This is a genomic window from Pseudomonas sp. AU12215, assembly GCF_001675465.2.
Taxonomy (GTDB): domain Bacteria; phylum Pseudomonadota; class Gammaproteobacteria; order Pseudomonadales; family Pseudomonadaceae; genus Pseudomonas; species Pseudomonas nitroreducens.
The window spans coordinates 20,278-41,822 of the sequence record NZ_MACM02000118.1; the positions used below are offsets into that span (position 1 = coordinate 20,278).

Sequence of the window (21,545 nt, forward strand, 5' to 3'; positions counted from 1 at the left end):
ATGCGGGACTATCGGGTGATACCGCCGGAGCGGGGGGCTCCGGCGGTGGGTACGACGCGGATCAGGCGGCGATGTTCACCAGGCTGCCGCTGGTAGCCTGGAGTGCGGTGACCTCGCTGCTCTGGTATTGCTTGAGCAGGTTGGCCACCAGCTTCTGGTAGGCAGCGCCGGTGTTGGCGCTGCTTGCGGAGTTGCTGGAGGCGGTGGTCGTCGAGCTGTCCGAGGAACCGCTGGAAGAATCGCTGGACGAGCCACTGGAGGCCGAAGGCGGCGGTGGCGGCGGACCGTCGCTGCGTTGCGCCTGCAGTGCGCTGGCGAGTTCGTCGCTGCTGATGGAGCCGTTGCCGTCGGCGTCGAGCTGGCTGAACAGTTCGCTCAGGCGCTCGCTGTCGTCGCTGCTGCCCAGAGCGGAAAGCTCGTCGCTGATGAGGCTGCCGTCGCCGTCGCTGTCCAGGGCGCTGATCAGGTCGTCGGCGGACTCCCCCGCATCGGCCATTCCCCCCATGCCGCCCGGCGGTGGGGGAGGCGGGGGCATGGCGGCGGAGAGTTCGTCCTGGGAGATGCCGCCGCTGGCATCGCTGTCCAACTCGCTGAGCAGGGCGTCGATGTCGATATCGCTGCTGTCCGAGTCGTCGCCGGACGACAGCGCGCTGGTCAGTTCGTCCTTGCTGATGTTGCCGTCGCCATCGCTGTCGATGGACTTGAACAGGTCTTCCTGGAACTTCGCCGCGCCCTGGGACGCGCCAGTGCTACCGCTCTGTGTGGCGGTGCTGCTGGCGGTCTGGGTCCGGGCGAGCGAGCTGGTGTAGAAGCTCGCATAGCTGCTGCTCACGCCGCTGATCATAGGAGAGTCTCCATGGTTGCCAAGCCGGAGGGTTCTCCGGTGATGACAGCCTCGGGCGCGCCTGTGTCGCGGGTTTGTGCGCTTTGTTTGCTGGCGGCTACAACGGCGTTACGCAGCCGCGCTTCTGGGCAGGCGCAGCACGGCGGTGGCGCCGCCGCCAGGGGTTTCCTCGAAGAACAGGTCGCCGCCCTGGCGCCGCGCGGCATCGCGGGCGATGGCCAGGCCCAGGCCGACGCCGCCGGAATTGCGGTTGCGTGAGCCTTCCAGGCGGAAGAACGGCTCGAACACCTGCTCGCGCAGCTCCGCGGGAATGCCCGGGCCGTGGTCGCGTACGCGGATTTCCAGCTCGCGGGTGCCGTCACGCAGCTCGATGCTGACATCGCCGGCATAGCGCAGCGCATTGTCCAGCAGGTTGTTCAGGCAGGAGCGCAGTGCCATCGGCTGCACCTTGAGCGGCGCGCAGTAGCCTTCCACGCCGACATCGGAGCCGCGCTCGCAGGCGTCCTCGGCGAGGGAGTCGGCCAGCGCCTTCACGTCGAACCACTGCAGGGGTTCGCTGGCGCGCTCCTGCTGCAGGTAGTGCAGGGTGGAGTCGAGCATGCCGATCATTTCGGCCAGGTCCTGGCTGATGCGGGTGCGCAACTGCGGGTTGTCGACTTCCTCGACGCGCAGGCGCAGGCGCGAGAGCGGCGTGCGCAGGTCATGGGAAACCGCCACCAGCATGCGGCTGCGCTGCTGCACCTGTTCGCGAATGCGCTCGCGCATGCGGTTGAAGGCGCGCGCGGCCTGGCGCGCTTCACGCGTGCCGGTCTCCGGCAGGGGCGGGCTGTCCAGGTCTTCGGAGAGGCGCAGCGCAGCGTCGCCCATATGCTGCACCGGGCGGGCCAGCAGGCGCGCGCCGATGTAGGCGGCGAGGATCAGGGTCAGCAACTGGAAGGCGAACGGCACGCTCCAGAACGGCAGGCGCGGGCCGGGCGGTGGCGGCGGCATCATGCCGGGGGGCGGCGGGCCGCGCTCGAAGCCGTGCTCCGCTGGCGGCGGAGGCGGTGGCTCGTGACGCGGCCCGTAGTGATGGAACCAGGCGAAGGCCAGCAGGTGCGCGACCACGATGGCCAACAGGAACACGCCGAACAGCCGGGCGAACAGGCTGTCGGCGCGCTCCAGGGGTTTTTCCTTCGCGCGCACGGGCGCGGACTCAGGCGATGTCGCGGACATCGAACAGGTACCCTTCGCCGCGCACGGTCTTGATCAGCCGGGGAGAGCGCGGATCGTCGCCGAGCTTCTGCCGCAGGCGCGAGACCAGCAGGTCGATGCTGCGGTCGAAGGCCTCGATGGCGCGGCCACGGGCGGCGTCCAGCAGCAGTTCACGGTTGAGCACCCGCCGCGGGCGTTCGAGGAACACCCAGAGCAGGCGGAATTCGGCGTTGGACAGCGGCACCACCAGGCCATCCGGGGCATGCAGCTGGCGCAGCACGCTGTCCAGCCGCCACTGGTCGAAGCGCACCTGGGCACGCGGTTCGCCGCGGGTGCCTTCCTCGCTGGGGAGACTGGTGCCGCGCACGCGGCGCAGGATGGTCTGGATGCGCGCTACCAGCTCGCGCGGTTCGAAGGGCTTGGCCATGTAGTCGTCGGCGCCCAGTTCCAGGCCGATGATGCGGTCCGCCGGCTCGCAGCGGGCGGTGAGCATGAGGATCGGGATGTCCGACTCGGCGCGCAGGTAGCGGCACAGGGACAGGCCGTCTTCGCCGGGCAGCATCAGGTCGAGTACCACGACATCGAAGTTTTCGTTTTCCAGCGCACGGCGCATCTCGACGCCGTCGGCCACGCCATGGGCCTCGATGTTGAAGCGCGCGAGGTAGCCGCAGAGCAGCTCGCGGATCGGCTGGTCGTCGTCCACCAGCAGGGCGCGGGTGGTCCAGCGGCGCGGATCGTCGGAAGTGGTCGGGTGCATGAAGAAACCTGTCGCGGGAGAACGTGGGGCAGGATGGCCAGGGGCCGCCAGGGGCATGCGACGCACGCATGCTAACCCGTCAGCGCGTGCGCGGGCCATGGTCGGCGAGGCTGCGGTGCGCGGGTGTCGTCAGCGTGTCGGCTGTGTATCGGTCCGGATACATAAGCGCCAATCGCCGCGCCAGAGCGGCTTTTTACGCTTTCTTTATGCCGCCCGGCACGCTCGGGAATCGCTCCTTTACGCGTTGCTTGCGGAGAATTTCCGTCAAGCGGCAAACAGCCGCGCAAGCGATGGAATCGCCCGCGTGAGGAGAAATAGATCATGAGCGTGCTCGACGCTGTGTCACTGGTCCTGGCCACGGGACTGTTCATCTACCTGCTGGTGGCGCTGCTGCGCGCCGACCGTTCCTAGGAGCGTTCATGAACAGTCATGACGTGCTGCTGATCATTGCCTTCCTGGCGTTGGTGCTGGTGCCAGCGCCGTTCCTCGGGCGCTTCTACTACAGGGTGATGGAGGGCCAGCGGACCTTCCTCAGCCCGGTCTTCCTGCCAGTGGAGCGGGCCATTTACCGCGTGTGCGGCATCCACCCTGACGACGAACAGGACTGGAAGAGCTACACCCTGGCCCTGCTGGTCTTCAACCTGGTAGGGCTGGTGTTGCTGTTCGCCATCCTCCTGCTGCAGGGCGGCCTGCCGCTCAACCCGCAGCACCTGCCGGGTCTGGAGTGGACGCTGGCGTTCAATACCGCGGTGAGTTTCGTCACCAATACCAACTGGCAGGCATACAGCGGTGAGGCTTCGCTGAGCTACCTGAGCCAGATGCTCGGCCTGACCGTGCAGAATTTCGTCAGCGCCGCCGTCGGCCTGGCCGTGCTGGTGGCGCTGGCCCGCGGCATCTCGCGCAAGTCGACGAACAACCTCGGCAACTTCTGGGTCGACCTGACCCGCGCCACCCTCTACGGGCTGATCCCGCTGTGCCTGCTGCTGGCGCTGCTGCTGGTCTGGCAGGGCGTGCCGCAGACCTTCCTCGACTACGCCCACGCGCTGACCGTGCAGGGCGCCGACCAGTCCATCCCGCTGGGCCCGGCGGCCAGCCAGATCGCCATCAAGCAATTGGGCACCAACGGCGGTGGCTTCTTCGGCGTGAACTCGGCGCACCCGTTCGAGAACCCGACCATCTGGAGCAACCTGTTCGAAGTCGTCTCGATCATCCTGATCCCGGCCGCGCTGGTGTTCACCTTCGGCCACTACGTGAAGGACCTGCGCCAGAGCCGCGCCATCCTCGGCTGCATGCTGGTGCTGTTCGCCCTCGGCCTGGGCGCCTCGCTGTGGGCCGAGTACCAGCCCAACCCGGCGCTCAGCGCGCTGCCGGTGGAGCAGGTCGCCCCGCTGGAAGGCAAGGAAAGCCGCTTCGGCACCACGGCCAGCGTGCTCTGGGCTGTGACCACCACCGCGGCCTCCAACGGCTCGGTGAACGCCATGCATGACAGCCTGAATCCGCTGTCCGGAATGGTGGCGATGCTCAACATGATGGTCGGCGAAGTGATCTTCGGCGGCGTCGGTGCGGGGCTCTACGGCATGCTGCTGTTCGTCCTGATCGCCGTGTTCCTCGCCGGGTTGATGGTCGGCCGCACCCCGGAATACCTCGGCAAGAAGCTCGAAGCCCGCGAAGTCCGCCTGCTGGTGGCAACCCTGCTGGTGATGCCGGTGGGCGTGCTGGTGCTCGGCGCCATCGCCGCCAGCCTGCCCGGCCCGGCCGCCTCGGTGAGCAACCCCGGCGCCCACGGCTTCAGCCAACTGCTCTACGCCTATACCTCGGGCACCGCGAACAACGGCTCGGCCTTCGGTGGCTTCGGCGCCAACACGCCGTTCCACAACCTGATGATCGCCCTGGCCATGCTGATCGGCCGCTTCGGCTACATCCTGCCGGTGCTGGCGATCGCCGGCAGCCTGGCGGCGAAGAAGGCCACGCCGGTCGGCCCCAACAGCTTCCCGACCCACGGCCTGCTGTTCGTCAGCCTGCTGACCGCGACCATCCTGCTGGTCGGCGGCCTGAACTTCCTGCCGACGCTGGTGCTGGGCCCGGTGGCCGACCACCTGACGCTTGGTTTCTGAGGAGCTCCTTGAATGAACGCACATACCCGGGAACTCGCAATGAAAAAGGCCGTTGAAAAACGCCCGACCACCGCGCTGTCCGCCCTCTGGAAGCCGGCACTGCTGCAGGCCTTCATCAAGCTCGACCCACGCCAGCTGCAACGCTCGCCGGTGATGCTGGTGGTCGCCCTGACCGCCGTGCTGACCACCGTGCTGTGTGTGGTCGGCGGCGAGGCGGTGCCCACCTTCGTCGCCGTGCAGATCGCCGTGTGGCTGTGGTTCACCGTGCTCTTCGCCAACTTCGCCGAAGCCCTTGCCGAAGGCCGCGGCAAGGCCCGCGCCGACAGCCTCAAGGCCGGTACCCAGGGCCTGCAGGCCATGCGCATGGCGGTGACCGGCAAGTTCGAGAAAGTCGCCGCCAGCAGCCTGCGCAAGGGCGACGTGGTACGCGTCGAAGCCGGCGAGCTGATCCCCGGCGACGGCGAGGTGATCGAAGGCGTGGCGGCGGTCAACGAGGCCGCTATCACTGGCGAATCCGCGCCGGTGATCCGCGAATCCGGCGGCGACCGTTCGGCCGTCACCGGCAACACCCGGCTGGTCTCCGACTGGCTGCTGGTGAAGATCACCGCCAACCCCGGTGAATCCACCCTCGACCGCATGATCGCGCTGGTGGAGGGCGCCAAGCGCCAGAAGACCCCCAACGAAGTGGCGCTGGACATCCTGCTGATCGGCCTGACGCTGATCTTCCTGCTGGTGGTCGTGACCCTTAAGCCCTTCGCCCTGTTCGCCGGCGGCAACCTGCCGCTGGTGTTCCTGGTGGCGCTGCTGGTGACCCTGATCCCCACCACCATCGGCGGCCTGCTCTCGGCCATCGGCATCGCCGGCATGGACCGACTGGTGCGCCTGAATGTCATCGCCAAGTCCGGCCGCGCCGTGGAGGCGGCGGGGGATGTGCACGTGCTGATGCTCGACAAGACCGGCACCATCACCTTCGGCAACCGCCGCTGCAGCGCGCTGCACACCGCGCCCGGCGTGCAGCCGCTGGAACTGGCCGAGGGCGCGTTCCTCGCCTCACTGGCGGACGATACGCCGGAAGGCAAATCCATCGTGGAGTTCCTGCGCGCGCAGATCGTCCTTCCGGAGCCGGAGCGCAGCCGCGTGACGCCGATCGCCTTCAGCGCCGAGACGCGCCTGTCGGGCATCGACATGGACGGCCACATCTACCGCAAGGGCGCCGTCGACGCCGCGCTGGCCTTCGTTGGCCTGGAGCGCGCGCAGATGCCGGAAAGCCTGGCCAAGGAAATCGAACGGATCGCCCAGAGCGGCGGCACGCCGCTGCTGGTAGTAGCCGACGGCAAGCTGCTGGGCACCATTCACCTCAAGGACGTGGTCAAGCCGGGCATCCGCGAGCGCTTCGCCGAGCTGCGCCGCCTGGGCATCCGCACCGTGATGGTGACCGGCGACAACCCGCTGACCGCCGCCGCCATCGCCGCCGAAGCCGGCGTGGACGACGTGATCGCCGAAGCCACGCCGGAGAAGAAACTGGTGCGCATCCGCCAGGAGCAGGGCGAGGGGCGCATGGTCGCCATGTGCGGCGACGGCGCCAACGACGCTCCGGCCCTGGCCCAGGCGGATGTCGGCATGGCCATGAACGACGGCACCCAGGCCGCCCGCGAGGCCGCCAACCTGGTGGATCTGGACAGCGACCCGACCAAGCTGCTGGACGTGGTGCAGGTCGGCAAGGAACTGCTGGTGACCCGTGGCGCGCTGACCACCTTCTCGGTGGCCAACGACGTGGCCAAGTACTTCGCCATCCTTCCCGCGCTGTTCGCCGGCATCTACCCGCAGCTGGGCGTGCTCAACGTGATGAAGCTGGCCAGCCCGCAGAGCGCCATCCTCTCGGCCATCGTGTTCAACGCGCTGATCATCGTCGCGCTGATCCCCCTGGCCCTGCGCGGCGTGCGTGTGCAGGCCAGCGACGCCTCGCAGCTGCTGCGGCGCAACCTGCTGATCTACGGCGTGGGCGGGCTGGTCGCGCCGTTCGTGGGGATCAAGGTGATTGACATGCTGCTCGTCGCCATCGGCCTCGCCTGACTGCTGAGCGGCTTTTCGTAGGAGCGAGCTTGCTCGCGAACCGCCCGAGCGCGGGAGCAGCCGGATGACTGTTCGCGAGCAAGCTCGCTCCTACAGTTAAGGTCCGGCGCCGAATTACCCCCTCTCCCTAGGGAGAGGGCTGGGGTGAGGGGAAGCCTCTCGCTCCCGACCCAACAGAGGAACACCAACATGCTCAACCAACTCCGCCCCGCCATCGCCTCGCTGGTCCTGCTCAGCGCGATCACCGGTGTTGTCTACCCGCTGGCCGTCACCGGCATCGCCCAGGTGGCCTTCCACGACCAGGCCAATGGCAGCCTGGTGCGCGACGATCAGGGCAATGTCCGCGGCTCGGCCCTGATCGCGCAGAAATTCGACGGCGCCCAGTGGTTCCATTCGCGCCCCTCGGCCGGTGATTTCGCCACCGTCTCCAGCAGCGCCAGCAACCTTGCGCCCGGCAACCCGGCGCTGGCCGAACGCATCGCGAAGGATGCCGCCGCCCAGCAGATTGGCGGCCAGCCGGTGCCGCTGGCGCTGGTCACCACCTCCGGCAGTGGCCTCGACCCGCAGCTGCCGCCCGCCGCCGCGCTGTACCAGGTGCCGCGCATCGCCCTGGAACGCGGCGTACCGGCGGCGAGCCTGGAGAAGCTGGTGGAGGCGAACACCGAGCGCCCGCTGATCGGCCCCGCCGTGGTCAACGTGCTGGCGCTGAACATGGCCCTGGCCAGCCTGCCTCGCTAGACTCCAGCGCCTGTGTAGCAGGGTGCAGCCAGGGTTGGACCGTAGGGCGAATAACCTGGAACAGGTTATCCGCCGGCTCTGATCGTGGTGGGTAACGCTGGCGCGTTATGCACCCTACAAAAGCACGCGCGCGTTGTTCTGGTAGGAGCGCCGTCGACGCTATGCAGGAAGGCGGCGCTGGCTGACGGTATCTTCCCGTGGGAAAGAGGTTTCGGCCCCTTCTCCAGCAACACATGAACGAGCGCCATCAGGCACTTCGAGGATAGCCACATGACCGACCCCAACCGCGCCGATGCCCTGCTGGCCGACCTGCCTGCCATGGGCCGTGGCCGCCTCAAGGTTTTCCTTGGCGCCGCGCCGGGCGTCGGCAAGACCTACGCCATGCTCCTGGCCGCCCAGAGCCAGTTGCGCCAGGGCGTCAAGCTGCGCGTCGGCATCGTCGAAACCCACGGCCGCGCCGAAACCGAAGCACTGCTCGCCGGTCTGCCGCAGCAGGCGCTCAAGCGCTCCGTCTACCGTGGCATCACCCTCGAAGAAATGGACCTCGACGGCCTGCTCGCCGACCCGCCCACGCTGGCGCTGGTGGACGAACTGGCCCACAGCAATGCACCCGGCAGCCGCCACGCCAAGCGCTGGCAGGACATCCAGGAGCTGCTCTCCGCCGGCATCGACGTCTACACCACGGTCAACGTCCAGCACCTGGAAAGCCTCAACGACCACGTCCGCGACATCACCGGCGTGCAGGTGCGCGAAACCGTGCCCGATTGGGTCCTGCAGGAAGCCTACGAACTGTTGCTGGTGGACCTGCCGCCGCGCGAACTGCTGGAGCGCTTGCGCGAGGGCAAGGTCTACGTGCCCGAACAGGCGCGCGCCGCCATCGATGCCTTCTTCAGCCAGACCAACCTGACCGCGCTGCGCGAGCTGGCCATGCAGACGGCCGCCGCGCGGGTCGATGCCGACCTTACCCATCGCTACCGCCAGCAGGGCGGCGAGGCGCCCGCCGTGCGTGGGCGCCTGCTGGTCGGCGTGGATGGCGAACACAACGCCGAACGCCTGGTGCGCCACGCCAGTCGCGTAGCCGAACGCCGGCACCTGCCCTGGTCGCTGGTGCATGTCGACACCGGCGAGGCGCGCAGCGAAGAGTCGCGCATGCAATTGCAGAGCGCCCAGCAACTCGCTGAGCGCTTAGGCGGCGATGTCGTCGAACTGCGCGGTGGCGAAGTCGCGCGAACCCTGGTCGAACATGCCAAGGAGCGTCGCGCCACGCTGTTGCTGGTTGGCCGTTCTCGACAACGCTGGTATCGCCAGCTGTTCGGCGGCGGCCTGGCGGCGCGCCTGCTGCGCCTGGGCGACGGGCTGGAAATCAGCGTGCTCGACAGCGAGGCTGATCTCACGCCACCCAAGGTTCGCGCGCAGACGCCCTGGCCCTGGGGCAATTACCTGCTCGCCGCGCTGGCCGCTGCCTGTGCCAGCGCGCTGGCCTGGGGCGTGGCCAGCGTGCTGGAACTGCCGAACATCTCCCTGGTGTTCCTCGCCGCCGTGCTGCTGGTGGCGGTGCGCAGCAGCCTCGGCCCGGCGCTGGCCTGCGCGGTGCTGTCGTTCCTGGCTTACGACTTCCTGTTCATCCCGCCGCATTTCTCCTTCTCCATCCAGCGCGAAGAAGACGTGCTGACGCTGCTGTTCTTCCTGCTCATGGCCGGCCTCACCGGCAACCTTGCCGCCCGCCAGCGCCGGCAATTGCAGGCGTTGCGTGAGACGCAGGAAGAGACCAGCCAACTGCTCGACCTGTCGCGCAAGCTCACCGCCGCCACCGACCGCCAGGCGGTGATGGCCGCCGCCGCGCAACAACTGGGTGGCTGGGATGGGCTGGACATCTGCCTGCTCGGGCAGGTCAACCGCGAGTGGAAAGTCGAAGGAGGATTGAACCGGCCTTTCGACGACCAGGAGCGCGCCGCCGCCGACTGGGCCTGGCAACACGACCAGCCCGCCGGGCTGGGTACCGGCACGCTGCCGGGGGGGCGCTGGTGGTGGTGGCCGCTGTTCGGCGAGGATGGCCCTTTGGCTCTGCTGGGTGTCAGCCCGCGCGATGGCCAACCGCTGCCAGGCTCGCGCCGCCGTCTGCTCGCTGCCCTCGGCCAGCCGCTGGGGCAGGCCCTGGCCCGTGCGCGTCTGGCCGAAGACCTGGAAGCCGCGCGCCTGCACGGCGAAACCGAACAACTGCGCAGCGCGCTGCTGGCCTCGGTCAGCCATGACCTGCGCACGCCACTGACCTCCATGCGCGGCGCCATCGACAGCCTGCTGGCATTGGGCGACGCGATCCCGCCGCCGGACCGCCGCGAACTGCTGGAAAGCACCCGCGACGAGGCCGAACGCCTGGACCGCTACATCCAGAACCTGCTGGACATGACCCGCCTCGGCCACGGCGGCCTGAAACTCTCGCGCGACTGGGTATCGCCCGGCGACATCGTCGGCAGCGCGCTCAACCGCCTGCGCGCCGTGGTTGCCCCGTACCGCGTGGAAACCCGCGTGCCGCCGGAGTTGCCGCTGCTCTACGTGCACGCCGCGCTGATCGAGCAGGCGCTGGTCAACGTGCTGGAAAACGCCGCACGCTTTTCGCCGCCACAGGGCCGCTTGCGCGTTGCAGTGGATTCCATCGAGGACGAGTTGCGCTTCTCGGTCAGCGACGAAGGGCCGGGCATTCCGCCGGCGGAGCGGGAGAAGATCTTCGACATGTTCTACACCGCGGCCCGCGGTGACCGAGGCGGGCAGGGCACCGGGCTGGGCCTGGCGATCTGCCAGGGCATGGTCGGTGCCCACGGCGGGCGGATCACCGTCGAGGATGGCATCGACGGGCGCGGCACCACCCTCGTGCTGCACCTGCCGCTGCAGCAGCAGCCGGATATGGAGGAGCTTGATGCTGCTGTCTGAAAGGCTCAAGCTGAACGCTTCCGCCAGCCAGCCCAACACCCCGATGAACGCCAGCGCCGCCACGATTCTGGTCGTCGACGACGAACCGCAGATCCGCAAGTTTCTCCGCATCAGCCTCAGCGCTGGCGGCTACAAGGTGCTGGAAGCCGGTAGCGGCGAGGAGGGTCTGGCCCAGGCCGCGCTGGGGCGACCGGACCTGGTGGTGCTCGACCTTGGCCTGCCGGACAAGGACGGCCAGGACGTGCTGCGTGAGCTGCGCGAGTGGTCGCAGGTACCGGTACTGGTGCTGTCGGTGCGCGCCAGCGAAAGCGAGAAGGTGCTGGCGCTGGACAGCGGCGCCAACGACTACGTGACCAAGCCCTTCGGCATCCAGGAGTTTCTTGCGCGCATCCGTGTGTTGCTGCGTCAGGGCGGCAGTGGCGAGGCGCAGGAAGCGGTGGTGGCGGTCGGGCCGCTGAGCGTGGATTTCTCCTACCGCCGTGTGCTGCTCGACGGTGACGAAGTCTCGCTGACGCGCAAGGAGTACTCGGTGCTTTCGACCCTCGCTCGGCACGTCGGGCGGGTGGTTACCCAGCAGCAACTGCTCAAGGATATCTGGGGGCCGACGCATACCGAGGACACGCACTATCTGCGGGTGGTGGTTGGGCATCTGCGGCAGAAGCTCGCCGATGATCCGGCGACGCCGCGATTCATTGTCACTGAAGCCGGTGTTGGCTACCGCTTGCGCGAGGCCTGATCGCGCGACGTAAGTTCCCGCGTAGGAGCGGACTTCGTCCGCGATGTGTCTGCCTCGCGCCTTTGTTTCCCGCGTCGCGCCGGAGTGCGCGCGAACTTCCTGTTTCGCCCCCTCGGGCGACCTACTTTGCCAAACGACGGATGGCCGCCCCACGCAAAGTAGGCAAAGGTCTTGTCCCAATCATCCGGTTGTTCGCTTAGGCGAAAAATACCCTCGTTGAATCGCAATTTCAGGGGCACGAACTAGGCGTCCCCCCACGAAGGGCCGTCCCTGGCCCATCGCAGCTCTCGCGACATCCATGCCGCTCAACCCCTGAAACTCCAATTCAACGAGGCCTCCTGAACGGGGCGATTCGGAGTTTGGGGATGTTTCTCTGGAAATCTTCAAGAGCCAGAGCCAGAACAGAGTGGCTTTTCGTAGCGAGCTTGCTCGCGAATTGCATAACACCTAACTCGGCCGCCTTACGAAATCGGCTATGGTGGGCCTGCTCTAACCAGTGAGTATCCCTCACTGAGCAGATTCTGAAGCGATTGAACCGTCTCAACCAGCGAGTCTTGGTTGCAGAAATACTCTTCAATAACACCGAATTGGCGGTAGACAGAGATATTGAATCCGCGCTCTATGTCGTTGTACCAGAGCACTTGCTGTCCAATCACAGCAACCACCCAGAAGCCGCCACTCCGTTGGCCATAGGGAACTTGTTGCCACTTCTCGGGCGCAATCTGAATGGCCTCCCATAGTCGGTACAGAGACGGCCGCATTGTACTTTCCGCCTCATTGATCAGATTCCAAAGTTCGAATTCAGATAACGGTGCCCATGTCATAGGGGATTCTCCGCCTCATACCTATCCAGCGTATCGCTGGCGATCTGCCGGCCGAGGGCGATGAGTTCCGGGGCCTTGTAGAACTCGAAGAAGCGGCACACGCGCTTGGGCACGTTGATCAGGATATCCGGCGGGTAGCCGGCGATCTTGTACTGCGCCAGCGACGTCTGCATCACCTCGAAGCTCTGGTTCACCAGTTCCAGCAAGGAGGCCGGGCTGCTGCTGTCGATCACGTGGCTGCCGGTCGCGGAGCGTGGCGAGCCCTTGGCCTGCGGGGCGGCGGCGGGTTGCTGCATTTCCGGCTCGGCGGGCTCCTCGGCGGCGGCCGGGACCGGGTGGAGCAGGGCGTCGGCGATCAGCTCGGGTGGCGGCTCGGACTCCCCTTTACGGAAGAAGCTCAGCTTGTTGGACAGCCCGGAGAGCACCGCATCGAAGCGGCCTTTCAGGGCGGCGGGGCGCTCGATCACCGGCAGTGAGTACTGGCGCTGGTTGGTGGCGTTGAGGTTGACCGCGACGATCAGGTCGGCGTGGGTCGAGACCACCGGGACGATCGGCAGCGGGTTGAGCAGGCCGCCGTCCACCAGCATGCGGGTGCCCTGCATGACCGGGGTGAACAGGCTGGGAATCGCCGCCGAGGCGCGCATGGCCTGGTGCAGGCAGCCTTCCTGGAACCAGATTTCCTGCTGGTTGGTCAGGTCGGTGGCGACCGCCGTGTAGGGGATGGGCAAGTCCTCGATATTGATCTCGCCGAGCAGTTCGTGAATCTTGCCGAACACCCGCTCGCCGCGGATGGCGCCGAGGCGGAAGCTGACGTCCAGCAGGCGCAGCACGTCGAGGTAGTCCAGGCTTTCCACCCAGTCGCGGTATTCGCCCAGTTTGCCGGCGGCGTAGATGCCGCCGATCACCGCGCCCATGGAGCAGCCGGCGATGCACACCACTTCATAGCCACGCCGCTCGATCTCCTCGATTACGCCAATGTGCGCATAACCTCGGGCTCCGCCGGAGCCAAGCACCAGCGCAATCTGTTTTGACATAGGGCAACTCCGCGTTACGAACTGCCTGACGATACGCCGGGCACACCGGTCGAGCCAAGCCGGGCTTTGCTAGAATCGGCGTTTGTTTCCCTGCCGGAGCCTCCCGATGAGCGAACCGATCCGCCTGACCCAGTACAGCCATGGTGCCGGTTGCGGCTGCAAGATTTCCCCCAAGGTGCTGGAGGTGATCCTCGCCGGCAGCGGCGCGCAGAACCTCGACCCGAAGCTGTGGGTCGGCAATGCCTCGCGCGATGACGCTGCGGTTTATGCTATCGACGCCGAACGCGGCGTGGTGTCCACCACCGACTTCTTCATGCCGATCGTCGACGATCCCTTCGATTTCGGTCGCATCGCCGCCACCAACGCGATCAGCGACATCTACGCCATGGGGGGGGACCCGCTGATGGCGATCGCCATTCTCGGCTGGCCGGTGAACGTGCTGGCGCCGGAAATCGCCCGTGAAGTGATCGCCGGTGGCCGCAAGGTCTGCGACGAAGCCGGTATCCCGCTGGCCGGCGGGCATTCCATCGACGCGCCCGAGCCGATCTTCGGCCTGGCCGTCACCGGGCTGGTGGAGAAGCGCTTCATGAAGCGCAACGACACCGCCACCGCCGGCTGCAAGTTGTACCTGACCAAGCCGCTGGGCATCGGCATCCTCACCACCGCCGAGAAGAAGGCCAGGCTGCGCGCCGAAGACGTGGGCGTCGCCCGCGACTGGATGTGCACCCTGAACAAACCCGGCGCGCGCTTCGGCAAGCTCGACGGCGTGAAGGCGATGACCGACGTCACCGGCTTCGGCCTGCTCGGCCACCTGGTGGAAATGGCCGACGGTAGCGGGCTGACCGCTCGCGTGCGCTACGACGCCGTGCCGCGCCTGGCCAGCGTCGAGCATTACCTGGAAGCCGGCTGCGTGCCCGGCGGCACCCTGCGCAACTTCGACAGCTACGGCGAGCGCATCGCGCCGTTGTCCGAGCTGCACAAGCTGCTGCTGTGCGACCCGCAGACCAGCGGCGGCCTGCTGGTGGCAGTGGAGCCGGAGGGAGAAGCGCAATTCCTCGCCACGGCGAAGGAACTGGGCATGGACCTGGCGCCCATCGGCGAACTGGTTGGCCGACAGCGCCACGCGGTCGAGGTGGAGTGATGCGCGACAACACCCGCCACTACCGCGAGCTGTTCCTCGGCGATGTGAAGATGATGGACGTGCGTGCCCCCGTCGAATTCGGCAAGGGCGCCTTCCCCAATGTGATCAACCTGCCGCTGATGAACGACATCGAGCGGCAGAAGGTCGGCACCAGCTACAAGCAACATGGCCAACAGGCGGCCATTGCCCTGGGCCACGAACTGGTCTGCGGCCAGATCAAGGCCGAGCGGATCGAAGCCTGGGCGAATTTCGCCAAGGCCAACCCCGAAGGTTACCTGTACTGCTTCCGCGGTGGCCTGCGGTCGCAGATCACCCAGCAGTGGCTGAAGACCGAGGCTGGCATCGATTACCCGCGGGTTGTCGGCGGCTACAAGGCGATGCGTGGATTCCTCTTCGATACCACTCGTGCGGCCACCGAGGAATGCCAGTTCGTGCTGGTGGGCGGCTTGACCGGCACCGGCAAGACCGAGGTCATCGCCCAACTGGCCAACAGCCTGGACCTTGAAGGCCACGCCAACCACCGCGGCTCCGCCTTCGGCCGCCGCGCCACGCCGCAGCCCGCGCAGATCGATTTCGAGAACCGCCTGGCCATCGACATCCTGAAGAAGCGCCACGCCGGCATGGAGCAGTTCGTGCTGGAGGATGAGGGCCGCATCGTTGGCAGCTGTTCGGTGCCGCTGGAGCTGTACCAGGGCATGCAGCACTACCCGCTGGTGTGGCTGGAGGACAGCTTCGAGCAGCGCGTGGAGCGCATCCTCAAGGACTACGTGGTGAATCTGTGCGCCGACCATGTCCAGGTGGTGGGCGAGGAGGGGGGCTTCGACTCCTTCGCGGCTTACCTGCGCAAGAGCCTGTCGGGCATCGTCAAGCGGCTGGGCGGCGAGCGCTACCAGCGCCTGGCGGCGATCATGGACGCAGCGCTGGACGAGCAGAAGGTGACGGGCGCGGTGGACCTGCACCGGGGCTGGATCGAGGGACTGCTGGGCGAATACTACGACCCGATGTACGCCTTCCAGCGCGAAAGCAAGGGCGAGCGCGTGGAGTTCCGCGGCACCCAGGACGAGGTGGTGGAATACCTGCGGTTCCGCGCGGAGCGTTGATCGAATCTTCTGCAGCGGCTGGCTGATCGCGGACTCCGTCCGCGATGATTTCAAGGCCGCAGCGGGGCATTGGTCTGTTCACCGGCTCTTGCCGTCGTATTCCTTCACCGTCAGCCCGGCGAGCTCCACTCCCGGCAGGCAGCGCACATTGATCGCCGCCATCGGCGTGCCGTCCGGCGCGCTGGCGTAGGCCAGCGGTGCGCAGCCGCAGGTGGGGCAGAAGCGATGCTCGATGCGATGGGTGTTGAACGTATAGGTGCTCATCGCACTCTCAGGAGTCGTCAGCTTCAGCTTGCCGCGCGACACGAACCAGAGCAGCGAGCCCTTGCGCCGGCAGATCGAGCAGTTGCATGACACGACCTCACCGACATCCCCTTCCACTTCGAACGCGATCTGCCCGCAATGGCAACTGCCCTGATGCACCATGATCCTTCTCCTGTCGGGATATCCCGTGGGCAGTCAGTGTAGTAGTCGCTTGAACGCCATCCGTCCGATGGCATACTGCGGCGCCATCCGGCAGGCCCCCGCGCCGCGTTCTAAGCTGGATTCACCGCGAATATTCCCAGGAGTTCCGTCATGCCGCGCATTCCCCTGATCATCGCCCTGGCGCTGGCCGTCGCTGGCTGCTCGGGCAAGACCGTCAACCGCGACAGTTGCGCCTCGCAACTGGATGCCGCCTGGCACGAACTGGACCTGGCCAAAGCCGAAGGCTTCGCCGGCACAGTCAGCTACTCCAAGGCCCTGGGCCTGCTGACCGCCGCCAAGACCCAGCAGCAGGTCGAGGCGTACACCGGTTGCTCCGACAAGGCCAGCCGCGCGCGTTTCTACATCAAGGAATCCCGCGCCGGCCGCTGAGCCGCGCACCGCCGGGCCGCCTGGCGCGGTCCGCGTCTTCCCACCGATTTGTCCGGATCTGCCCATGCAACTCGACTTCACCCAACTGCCCAAGGCCGAGGCCTATCGCTGGCTGGCTTCCACCGTCACGCCGCGGCCCATCGCCTGGGTCTCCACGCTGTCGAAAGAGGGACAAAGCAACCTCGCGCCGTTCAGCTTCTTCCAGGTCATCAGCGATTCGCCGCCGACCCTGCTGGTCAACACCAGCGTGCGCGACGACGGCAGCGTCAAGGACACCTTGCGCAACGTGCGCGAGACCGGCGAGCTGGTGATCCACCTGGTCAGCGCCGCGCAGGCCGAAGCCATGAACGCTACCGCCGCCTGGCTGCCCCACGGCGTCAGCGAGATCGAGCACGCCAGCATCGCCACCGTGCCCAGCGAGCGTGTTGCTCCACCCCGCGTCGTGGGCGCGCCGGTGGCCTTCGAATGCCAGTTGGCGGAAATCATGCCCTACCCGGCGGAAAACCCCTCGAGCATGCTGATCTTCGCCCGAGTGCTACTGGCGCATATCGACGATGCGGTGATGCAGGACGAACGCCACATCGACCCGGCGCGGCTGGACCTGGTGGGCCGTCTGGGCGGCACCCAGTACAGCTACACCCGTGACACCTTCAGCATGATTCGTCCGAAGTAGGGCTGCGCGCCTGGCGCTGCGACGTCAGGCAAATTCCAGCTCCAGGCCGAGTTGCCAGCGGATGTCGCCGAGGCGCGCCTCGTCCAGCCGCTCGCCGAGGGCGAAGAGTTCCGAGAGCAATGCGTCGCGGTGGGTGAATTCCAGCATACTGCCGTGAACCAGGCTGACGACGACCCGTACCAGGCGCCAGCCGGCCTGCGCCTCGAACCAGCAGTCCAGCCATTCGCCCTTGCTCTCGTCGTAGGTCTGCGGGCAGACGAAATGCCGAATCGGCAGATGCCCGCGCGTCAGCAGCAGGGGGTCGAGGCGGCGTTGCTCGCGGTACAGCTCCGGCAGGAAGAGTTGGTCGGCGAATCCTGTCAGCGGGCGCTGCAGGACCAGTTGATAGAAGGCGTTCATCCGCGCACCTGGAGTGGAAGGGCAGGTGTCGGAATCTGAATGGTCGGGCAGGCAGGTCGCTGTCGGCGATTTCCGTATCCGTGCCAGGAAAGTCCTGTTCAGTGTTCTGGATACGACCTCCACGTATCCCTGCGCAGCATCACCGTGCCATCACCGTCGCGCCCTCTATCCAGTCGATGGGCAGCGCTCCTAATGTTCCGCCCACAAGCACCGATAACGAGCAGGAGACCTACGAGGATTTCCTGCAACGCCATTGCGGATGGGGGGAGTAGCCATGGTTGCCTTCGTGCAGCGTCGTCTGGCCGACATGGGCACGGCGAAGAAACTGGCCATCGGCTTCGGCCTGGTGCTGTTGCTCACGGCGCTGGTGGCGGTCATCGGCGTGACGTCGTTGCGCGCCATTTCCCAGCGCTTCGACCTGCTCGGCGACATGTCGACCATCAACCGCGAACTGCTGGAGATGCGCCAGAGTGAGAAGGATTTCGTCATCGATGCCAGCGATGCTTCCGCCAAGCGCCTGCGCGAGCACGCCGGCAATCTCGGCGAGGCGGTGGCGCGGCTCAAGGCCCGGCCGGACCAGGCGGCAGCCATGGCCCGGGTGGAGCAGGGCATCGCCGATTACCTGGCGGCATTCGAGAAGTTCGAAAAGTCCAGCAAAAGCCGGCGGCTGTCGCTGGACGCCGCCACCTGGTCGGTGAACGGTGCGTCCAACAGCCTGGACATCCTGCAATCCAGCCTGGCCGATGACGGCGCCTACGAACTCAAGGAATCCCAGGGCCAGAAGGGTGAGGAGTTGCTGCAGCAGGCCGCCCAGGTCAGCCAGCTCTACCGTCTGGTGCTGCAGGGCCTGAACGAGGCGCGCTCGCGCATGGCGGTCGGCGGCGAGAGCGGCGAGAAGGCCGAGGGTGGGCGCATCAAGTCCGCCGCCGAGGCGCTGGAACTGTCCGCCAAGCTGCAGGAGGCCATCACCGACCCGACCTACGTCTCGGTGCTCAAGGACGTGATCACCAACATCAACGCCTTCGTCGAGAAGCTCGACGAATACACCGCCAGCCTCGAGCAGGAAAAACAGGTCCACGCGCAGATGAACGACCGCGCGGCCCAGGTCATGCAGCAGGTCGATGACGCCTATGCGGCGCAGCGGGCGGCCATGCAGACGCAGCTACGCACCAATACGCTGCTGATCGTCTCTTCGGCGGCGCTGGCGCTGCTGGTGGGCGCACTGGCTTCGCTGCTGATCACCTGGATGATCGTGCGGCCGCTGCGCCAGGTGATCGGCATGGCCAGCCGCATCGCCGAGGGCGATCTGAGTGTGAGTGTCGAAGTGCGGCGCAAGGACGAAGTCGGCCAATTGATGGGCGCGGTGGGCAGCATGGCCGACAGCCTGCGCGGCATTGTCAGCCGCCTCAGCGATGGCGTGGGGCAGATCACCGCGTCGGCGCAGGCGCTTTCCAGCGTCACCGAGCGCACCCAGCACGGGGTGAACTCGCAGAAGGCCGAGACCGATCAGGTCGCCACGGCGATGAACCAGATGGCGGCCACCGTGCATGATGTCGCGCGCAACGCCGAGGAAGCCGCCAGTTCCGCCGAACAGGCCGATGGCAAGGTCGCCAGCGGGCAGGATGTGGTACGCCAGACCCTTGGCCGTATCGAGCAACTGGCCGACGCCGTGCGCGCGGCCACCGAAAGCATCGAGCAGCTCGGCCGCGAGAGCCAGAGCATCGGCAGCGTGCTGGTGGTGATCAAGAACGTCGCCGAGCAGACCAACCTGCTGGCGCTCAATGCTGCCATCGAGGCGGCGCGGGCCGGCGAGCAGGGCCGGGGCTTTGCCGTGGTGGCCGACGAAGTGCGGGCGCTGGCGCGGCGCACCCAGCAGTCCACCGCCGAAATCGAGACGTTGATCGCCGCCCTGCAGAGCGGCGCGACCACGTCGGTCCAGCGCATGCAGCGCAGTCACGCGCTGGTGGAGATGACCGTGGGCGACGCGGTACAGACCGAGGCCGCGCTGGGCAACATCGCCTCGGCGGTGGCGGTGATCCACCAGATGAACCAGCAGATCGCCGCCGCTTCCGAACAGCAGAGCGCGGTCGCCGAGGAGATCAGCCGCAGCGTCACCAGCATCCGTGGCATCGCCGACGAATCGGCGCAGGCCATGGAGTCCACCGCATCGTCCAGCGTCGAGCTGGCGCAGCTCAGTCGCGAGCTACAGGGGCTGGTGGGGCAGTTCCGGCTGTGACGCCGCTGCGGCACGTTCGGCCGCCTCCTGCTCGCGCTTGCGCTGCTGGTGCCAGCGCCGGTAGGCGTTGACACCCGCACGCACGGAGCTGAACACCAGCGGCGGCTTGACCTCGCCCAGCAGTTGCGAGCGTTTGAGCAGGGCCAGCGTTTCGCCGGTGACCCGCGCCAGCGACAGGTAAACGCCCCGGGCCTCCAGGGTCTGCTGCACTTCGCGTAGCGTGGTCAGGCCGCTGATGTCCAGGTTGAGGATGCCTTCGGCGTTGAGCAGCACGGCGCGGGCGTTCGGCGTCTGGGCCACCACCTCGAGGATGCGTTGCTTGAAGTAGTCGGCATTGAAGAACAGGATCGGCGCGTCGAAGCGGTAGATCACCAGCCCCGGCAAGGTGCGCGCGTTGGGGTATTGCTCGATTTCCACCTGGCCGTCGATGCCATGCACCCAGCCCATTACCGCGTCGTGCGGGCGGTAGGTGAGATAGAGCAGGCGCAGCAGGGCCAGCATGATGGCGACGAAGATGCCCGGCAGCACGCCGACGCTGAGCACGCCGACCGTGGTCAGCACGCACAGGCCGAACTCGAACCGGCTCAGCGCCCAGAAACCGCGCAGTGCGCGGAAGTCGATCAGGCCCCAGCCGGCCATCAGCAGCACCGCGCCCAGCGCCGGCATCGGCACCCAGCCCAGCGGCTTGCTGAACAGCAGCAGGACCAGGCCGATCACCAGGGCGGCGACCACGCCGACCATCTGGCTCTTGCCGCCGACCATGTCGTTCACCGCGGTACGCGAGTCGGCGCCGCTGATGACGAAGCCCTGGGAAATCCCCGCGCCGATGTTGGCCATGCCCAGCGCCATGAACTCGTGGTTGGCGTCGATGGCGTAGCCGTGGCGGGCGGCGAAGCTGCGCGCGGTGAGCATCGCGCTGCAGAAGCTGACGATGGTGATGCCCATGGCATCGCGGAACAGGCTGCCGGCCTCCTCGACGCTGGTCTTCGGCCAGGTCAGGTGGGGCAGGCCTTGCGGCACCTCGCCCAGCAGCTTGATGCCGTACTGGTCCAGGCCGAACAGGGCGGCGATGACCGAGGCGAATAACACGCCGACCAGCGCGCCGGGAATCTTCGGGTAGCGACGTGGTAACAGGATCATCAGTGCCAGGGTGCCGACGCCCAGCGCCAGCGTCGGCAGGTGCGTATCGGCGAGATTGCGCACCAGCGCGATCAGGCCGCGGACGAAACCGCTGGTCTCGCTGTGGTAGCCGAGGATCTTGCCGAGCTGACCGGCGATCAGGCTCAGGCCGATACCGTTGAGGTAACCCACCAGCGTCGGCCGCGACAGGAAGCTGGCGACGAAGCCCGCACGCGCGAAACCGGCGGCGATGGACAGCGCGCCCACCAGCACCGCGACTATCATCGACAGTTGCAGCAGCCGCTCCGGGTTGCCTGCCGCCAGCGGCGTGATGGCCGCCGCGACCATGGCGGCGGTGGCGGCATCCGGGCCGACCATCAATTGCCGCGAGCTGCCGACGATGGCGTAGATCAGCATCGGCAGGATGCAGGCGTAGAGCCCGACCTGCGGTGGAAAGCCGATGATCTGCGAGTACGCAATGGCAGTAGGAATCTGCACCGCAGCCACCGACAGGCCGGCCTGGATATCGCGCAGCAGCCAGTCGGAGCGGTAGTGCAGCAGGCTGTCCAGACCGGGCAGCCAGCGGGCGAGGGACATCGGGGGTCTTCCTTGGAATCGGCCAAGGGAAATCCTAGCTGGAAAGGCGCCTCAGAGCTTGTCGGAAATCATTGAGATAGAGGGCGCATAGCCATCCCAGCAACTCACGGCAACTTCAGTGCTGGGTTTACCCCTCACCCCAACTCTCTCCCGCTAGCGGGAGAGAGGGGCTTTGGGGCTGAG

Annotated in this window: 19 protein-coding genes; 11 read left to right on the plus strand and 8 right to left on the minus strand. The window is 67.0% G+C overall.

Annotated features, from left to right (window positions below; genetic code table 11):
* Positions 1-61: 61 nt before the first annotated feature.
* The 3 genes from xopAW to A9513_RS15505 all read right to left on the minus strand — a co-directional run bounded on the left by xopAW (position 62) and on the right by A9513_RS15505 (position 2,795).
* On the minus strand, positions 62-844 hold the full coding sequence (xopAW, locus tag A9513_RS15495; protein ID WP_065327590.1) for an EF-hand domain-containing protein: 783 nt from the start codon (positions 842-844) through the stop codon (positions 62-64).
* Between the two features lie 108 nt (positions 845-952).
* Positions 953-2,059 (minus strand): cell wall metabolism sensor histidine kinase WalK, encoded by a 1,107-nt coding sequence (locus A9513_RS15500; RefSeq protein ID WP_065327591.1) that lies wholly within the window; start codon positions 2,057-2,059, stop codon positions 953-955.
* A complete protein-coding gene (locus A9513_RS15505; protein WP_037018411.1) occupies positions 2,040-2,795 on the minus strand; it encodes a response regulator in 756 nt (251 codons plus the stop codon). The genes A9513_RS15500 and A9513_RS15505 overlap by 20 nt, the downstream gene beginning before the upstream one ends.
* A gap of 321 nt (positions 2,796-3,116) precedes the next feature.
* Between A9513_RS15505 and kdpF the strand changes: the two genes are divergently transcribed.
* The 6 genes from kdpF (at position 3,117) to A9513_RS15535 (ending at position 11,384) form a co-directional block, all read left to right on the plus strand.
* The gene (gene kdpF / locus A9513_RS15510) at positions 3,117-3,206 is read left to right on the plus strand and encodes a K(+)-transporting ATPase subunit F (protein WP_037007992.1); all 90 of its coding nucleotides are present in this window, start codon (positions 3,117-3,119) and stop codon (positions 3,204-3,206) included.
* An 8-nt stretch (positions 3,207-3,214) separates the two neighbouring features.
* The gene (kdpA, locus tag A9513_RS15515) at positions 3,215-4,909 is read left to right on the plus strand and encodes a potassium-transporting ATPase subunit KdpA (RefSeq protein ID WP_065327592.1); all 1,695 of its coding nucleotides are present in this window, start codon (positions 3,215-3,217) and stop codon (positions 4,907-4,909) included.
* Between the two features lie 12 nt (positions 4,910-4,921).
* The gene (gene kdpB / locus A9513_RS15520) at positions 4,922-6,982 is read left to right on the plus strand and encodes a potassium-transporting ATPase subunit KdpB (protein ID WP_065327593.1); all 2,061 of its coding nucleotides are present in this window, start codon (positions 4,922-4,924) and stop codon (positions 6,980-6,982) included.
* Positions 6,983-7,171: 189 nt separating this feature from the next.
* Positions 7,172-7,720, plus strand: a complete 549-nt coding sequence (gene kdpC / locus A9513_RS15525; protein WP_024767301.1) for a potassium-transporting ATPase subunit KdpC — start codon at positions 7,172-7,174, stop codon at positions 7,718-7,720.
* A gap of 270 nt (positions 7,721-7,990) precedes the next feature.
* A complete protein-coding gene (locus tag A9513_RS15530; protein ID WP_065327594.1) occupies positions 7,991-10,648 on the plus strand; it encodes a sensor histidine kinase KdpD in 2,658 nt (885 codons plus the stop codon).
* Between the two features lie 43 nt (positions 10,649-10,691).
* Positions 10,692-11,384 carry a response regulator gene (locus A9513_RS15535; protein ID WP_065327626.1) on the plus strand — a complete coding sequence of 231 codons (693 nt, stop codon included), beginning with the start codon at positions 10,692-10,694 and terminating at the stop codon, positions 11,382-11,384.
* Between the two features lie 473 nt (positions 11,385-11,857).
* Here A9513_RS15535 and A9513_RS15540 read toward each other — a convergent pair whose 3' ends face one another.
* Together A9513_RS15540 and A9513_RS15545 are read right to left on the minus strand one after the other, a co-directional pair.
* A complete protein-coding gene (locus A9513_RS15540; protein ID WP_065327595.1) occupies positions 11,858-12,208 on the minus strand; it encodes a hypothetical protein in 351 nt (116 codons plus the stop codon).
* Positions 12,205-13,242, minus strand: coding sequence for a patatin-like phospholipase family protein (locus A9513_RS15545; protein ID WP_065327596.1), 1,038 nt, complete (start codon positions 13,240-13,242; stop codon positions 12,205-12,207). Before A9513_RS15545 ends, A9513_RS15540 begins: the two co-directional genes overlap by 4 nt.
* A 106-nt stretch (positions 13,243-13,348) precedes the next feature.
* On the opposite strand from A9513_RS15545, the gene selD reads away from it, so the two are divergent.
* Together selD and mnmH are read left to right on the plus strand one after the other, a co-directional pair.
* On the plus strand, positions 13,349-14,383 hold the full coding sequence (selD, locus tag A9513_RS15550) for a selenide, water dikinase SelD (RefSeq protein ID WP_065327597.1): 1,035 nt from the start codon (positions 13,349-13,351) through the stop codon (positions 14,381-14,383).
* Entirely contained in the window at positions 14,383-15,483 is a 1,101-nt protein-coding gene (mnmH, locus tag A9513_RS15555; protein ID WP_024767320.1) for a tRNA 2-selenouridine(34) synthase MnmH, read from the plus strand. The genes selD and mnmH overlap by 1 nt, the downstream gene beginning before the upstream one ends.
* A 78-nt stretch (positions 15,484-15,561) precedes the next feature.
* On the opposite strand, the gene A9513_RS15560 is transcribed toward mnmH, so the two are convergent.
* Positions 15,562-15,909 (minus strand): GFA family protein, encoded by a 348-nt coding sequence (locus A9513_RS15560; RefSeq protein WP_065327598.1) that lies wholly within the window; start codon positions 15,907-15,909, stop codon positions 15,562-15,564.
* 150 nt (positions 15,910-16,059) lie between these two features.
* Between A9513_RS15560 and A9513_RS15565 the strand changes: the two genes are divergently transcribed.
* Together A9513_RS15565 and A9513_RS15570 are read left to right on the plus strand one after the other, a co-directional pair.
* Positions 16,060-16,338 (plus strand): hypothetical protein, encoded by a 279-nt coding sequence (locus A9513_RS15565; protein WP_024767322.1) that lies wholly within the window; start codon positions 16,060-16,062, stop codon positions 16,336-16,338.
* A gap of 64 nt (positions 16,339-16,402) precedes the next feature.
* Complete coding sequence (locus A9513_RS15570) at positions 16,403-17,011, plus strand: flavin reductase family protein (protein ID WP_065327599.1); 609 nt, start codon at positions 16,403-16,405, stop codon at positions 17,009-17,011.
* Positions 17,012-17,035: 24 nt separating this feature from the next.
* Here the strand turns inward: A9513_RS15570 and A9513_RS15575 are convergent, their stop codons facing one another.
* Entirely contained in the window at positions 17,036-17,410 is a 375-nt protein-coding gene (locus tag A9513_RS15575) for a hypothetical protein (RefSeq protein WP_065327600.1), read from the minus strand.
* A 274-nt stretch (positions 17,411-17,684) separates the two neighbouring features.
* Between A9513_RS15575 and A9513_RS15580 the strand changes: the two genes are divergently transcribed.
* Positions 17,685-19,646, plus strand: coding sequence for a methyl-accepting chemotaxis protein (locus tag A9513_RS15580; RefSeq protein WP_065327601.1), 1,962 nt, complete (start codon positions 17,685-17,687; stop codon positions 19,644-19,646).
* Here A9513_RS15580 and A9513_RS15585 read toward each other — a convergent pair.
* Positions 19,614-21,362: a SulP family inorganic anion transporter gene (locus A9513_RS15585; RefSeq protein WP_065327602.1), complete on the minus strand. Its 1,749-nt coding sequence runs from the start codon at positions 21,360-21,362 to the stop codon at positions 19,614-19,616. The two genes, A9513_RS15580 and A9513_RS15585, sit on opposite strands and share 33 nt — an antisense overlap.
* Positions 21,363-21,545 lie beyond the last annotated feature (183 nt).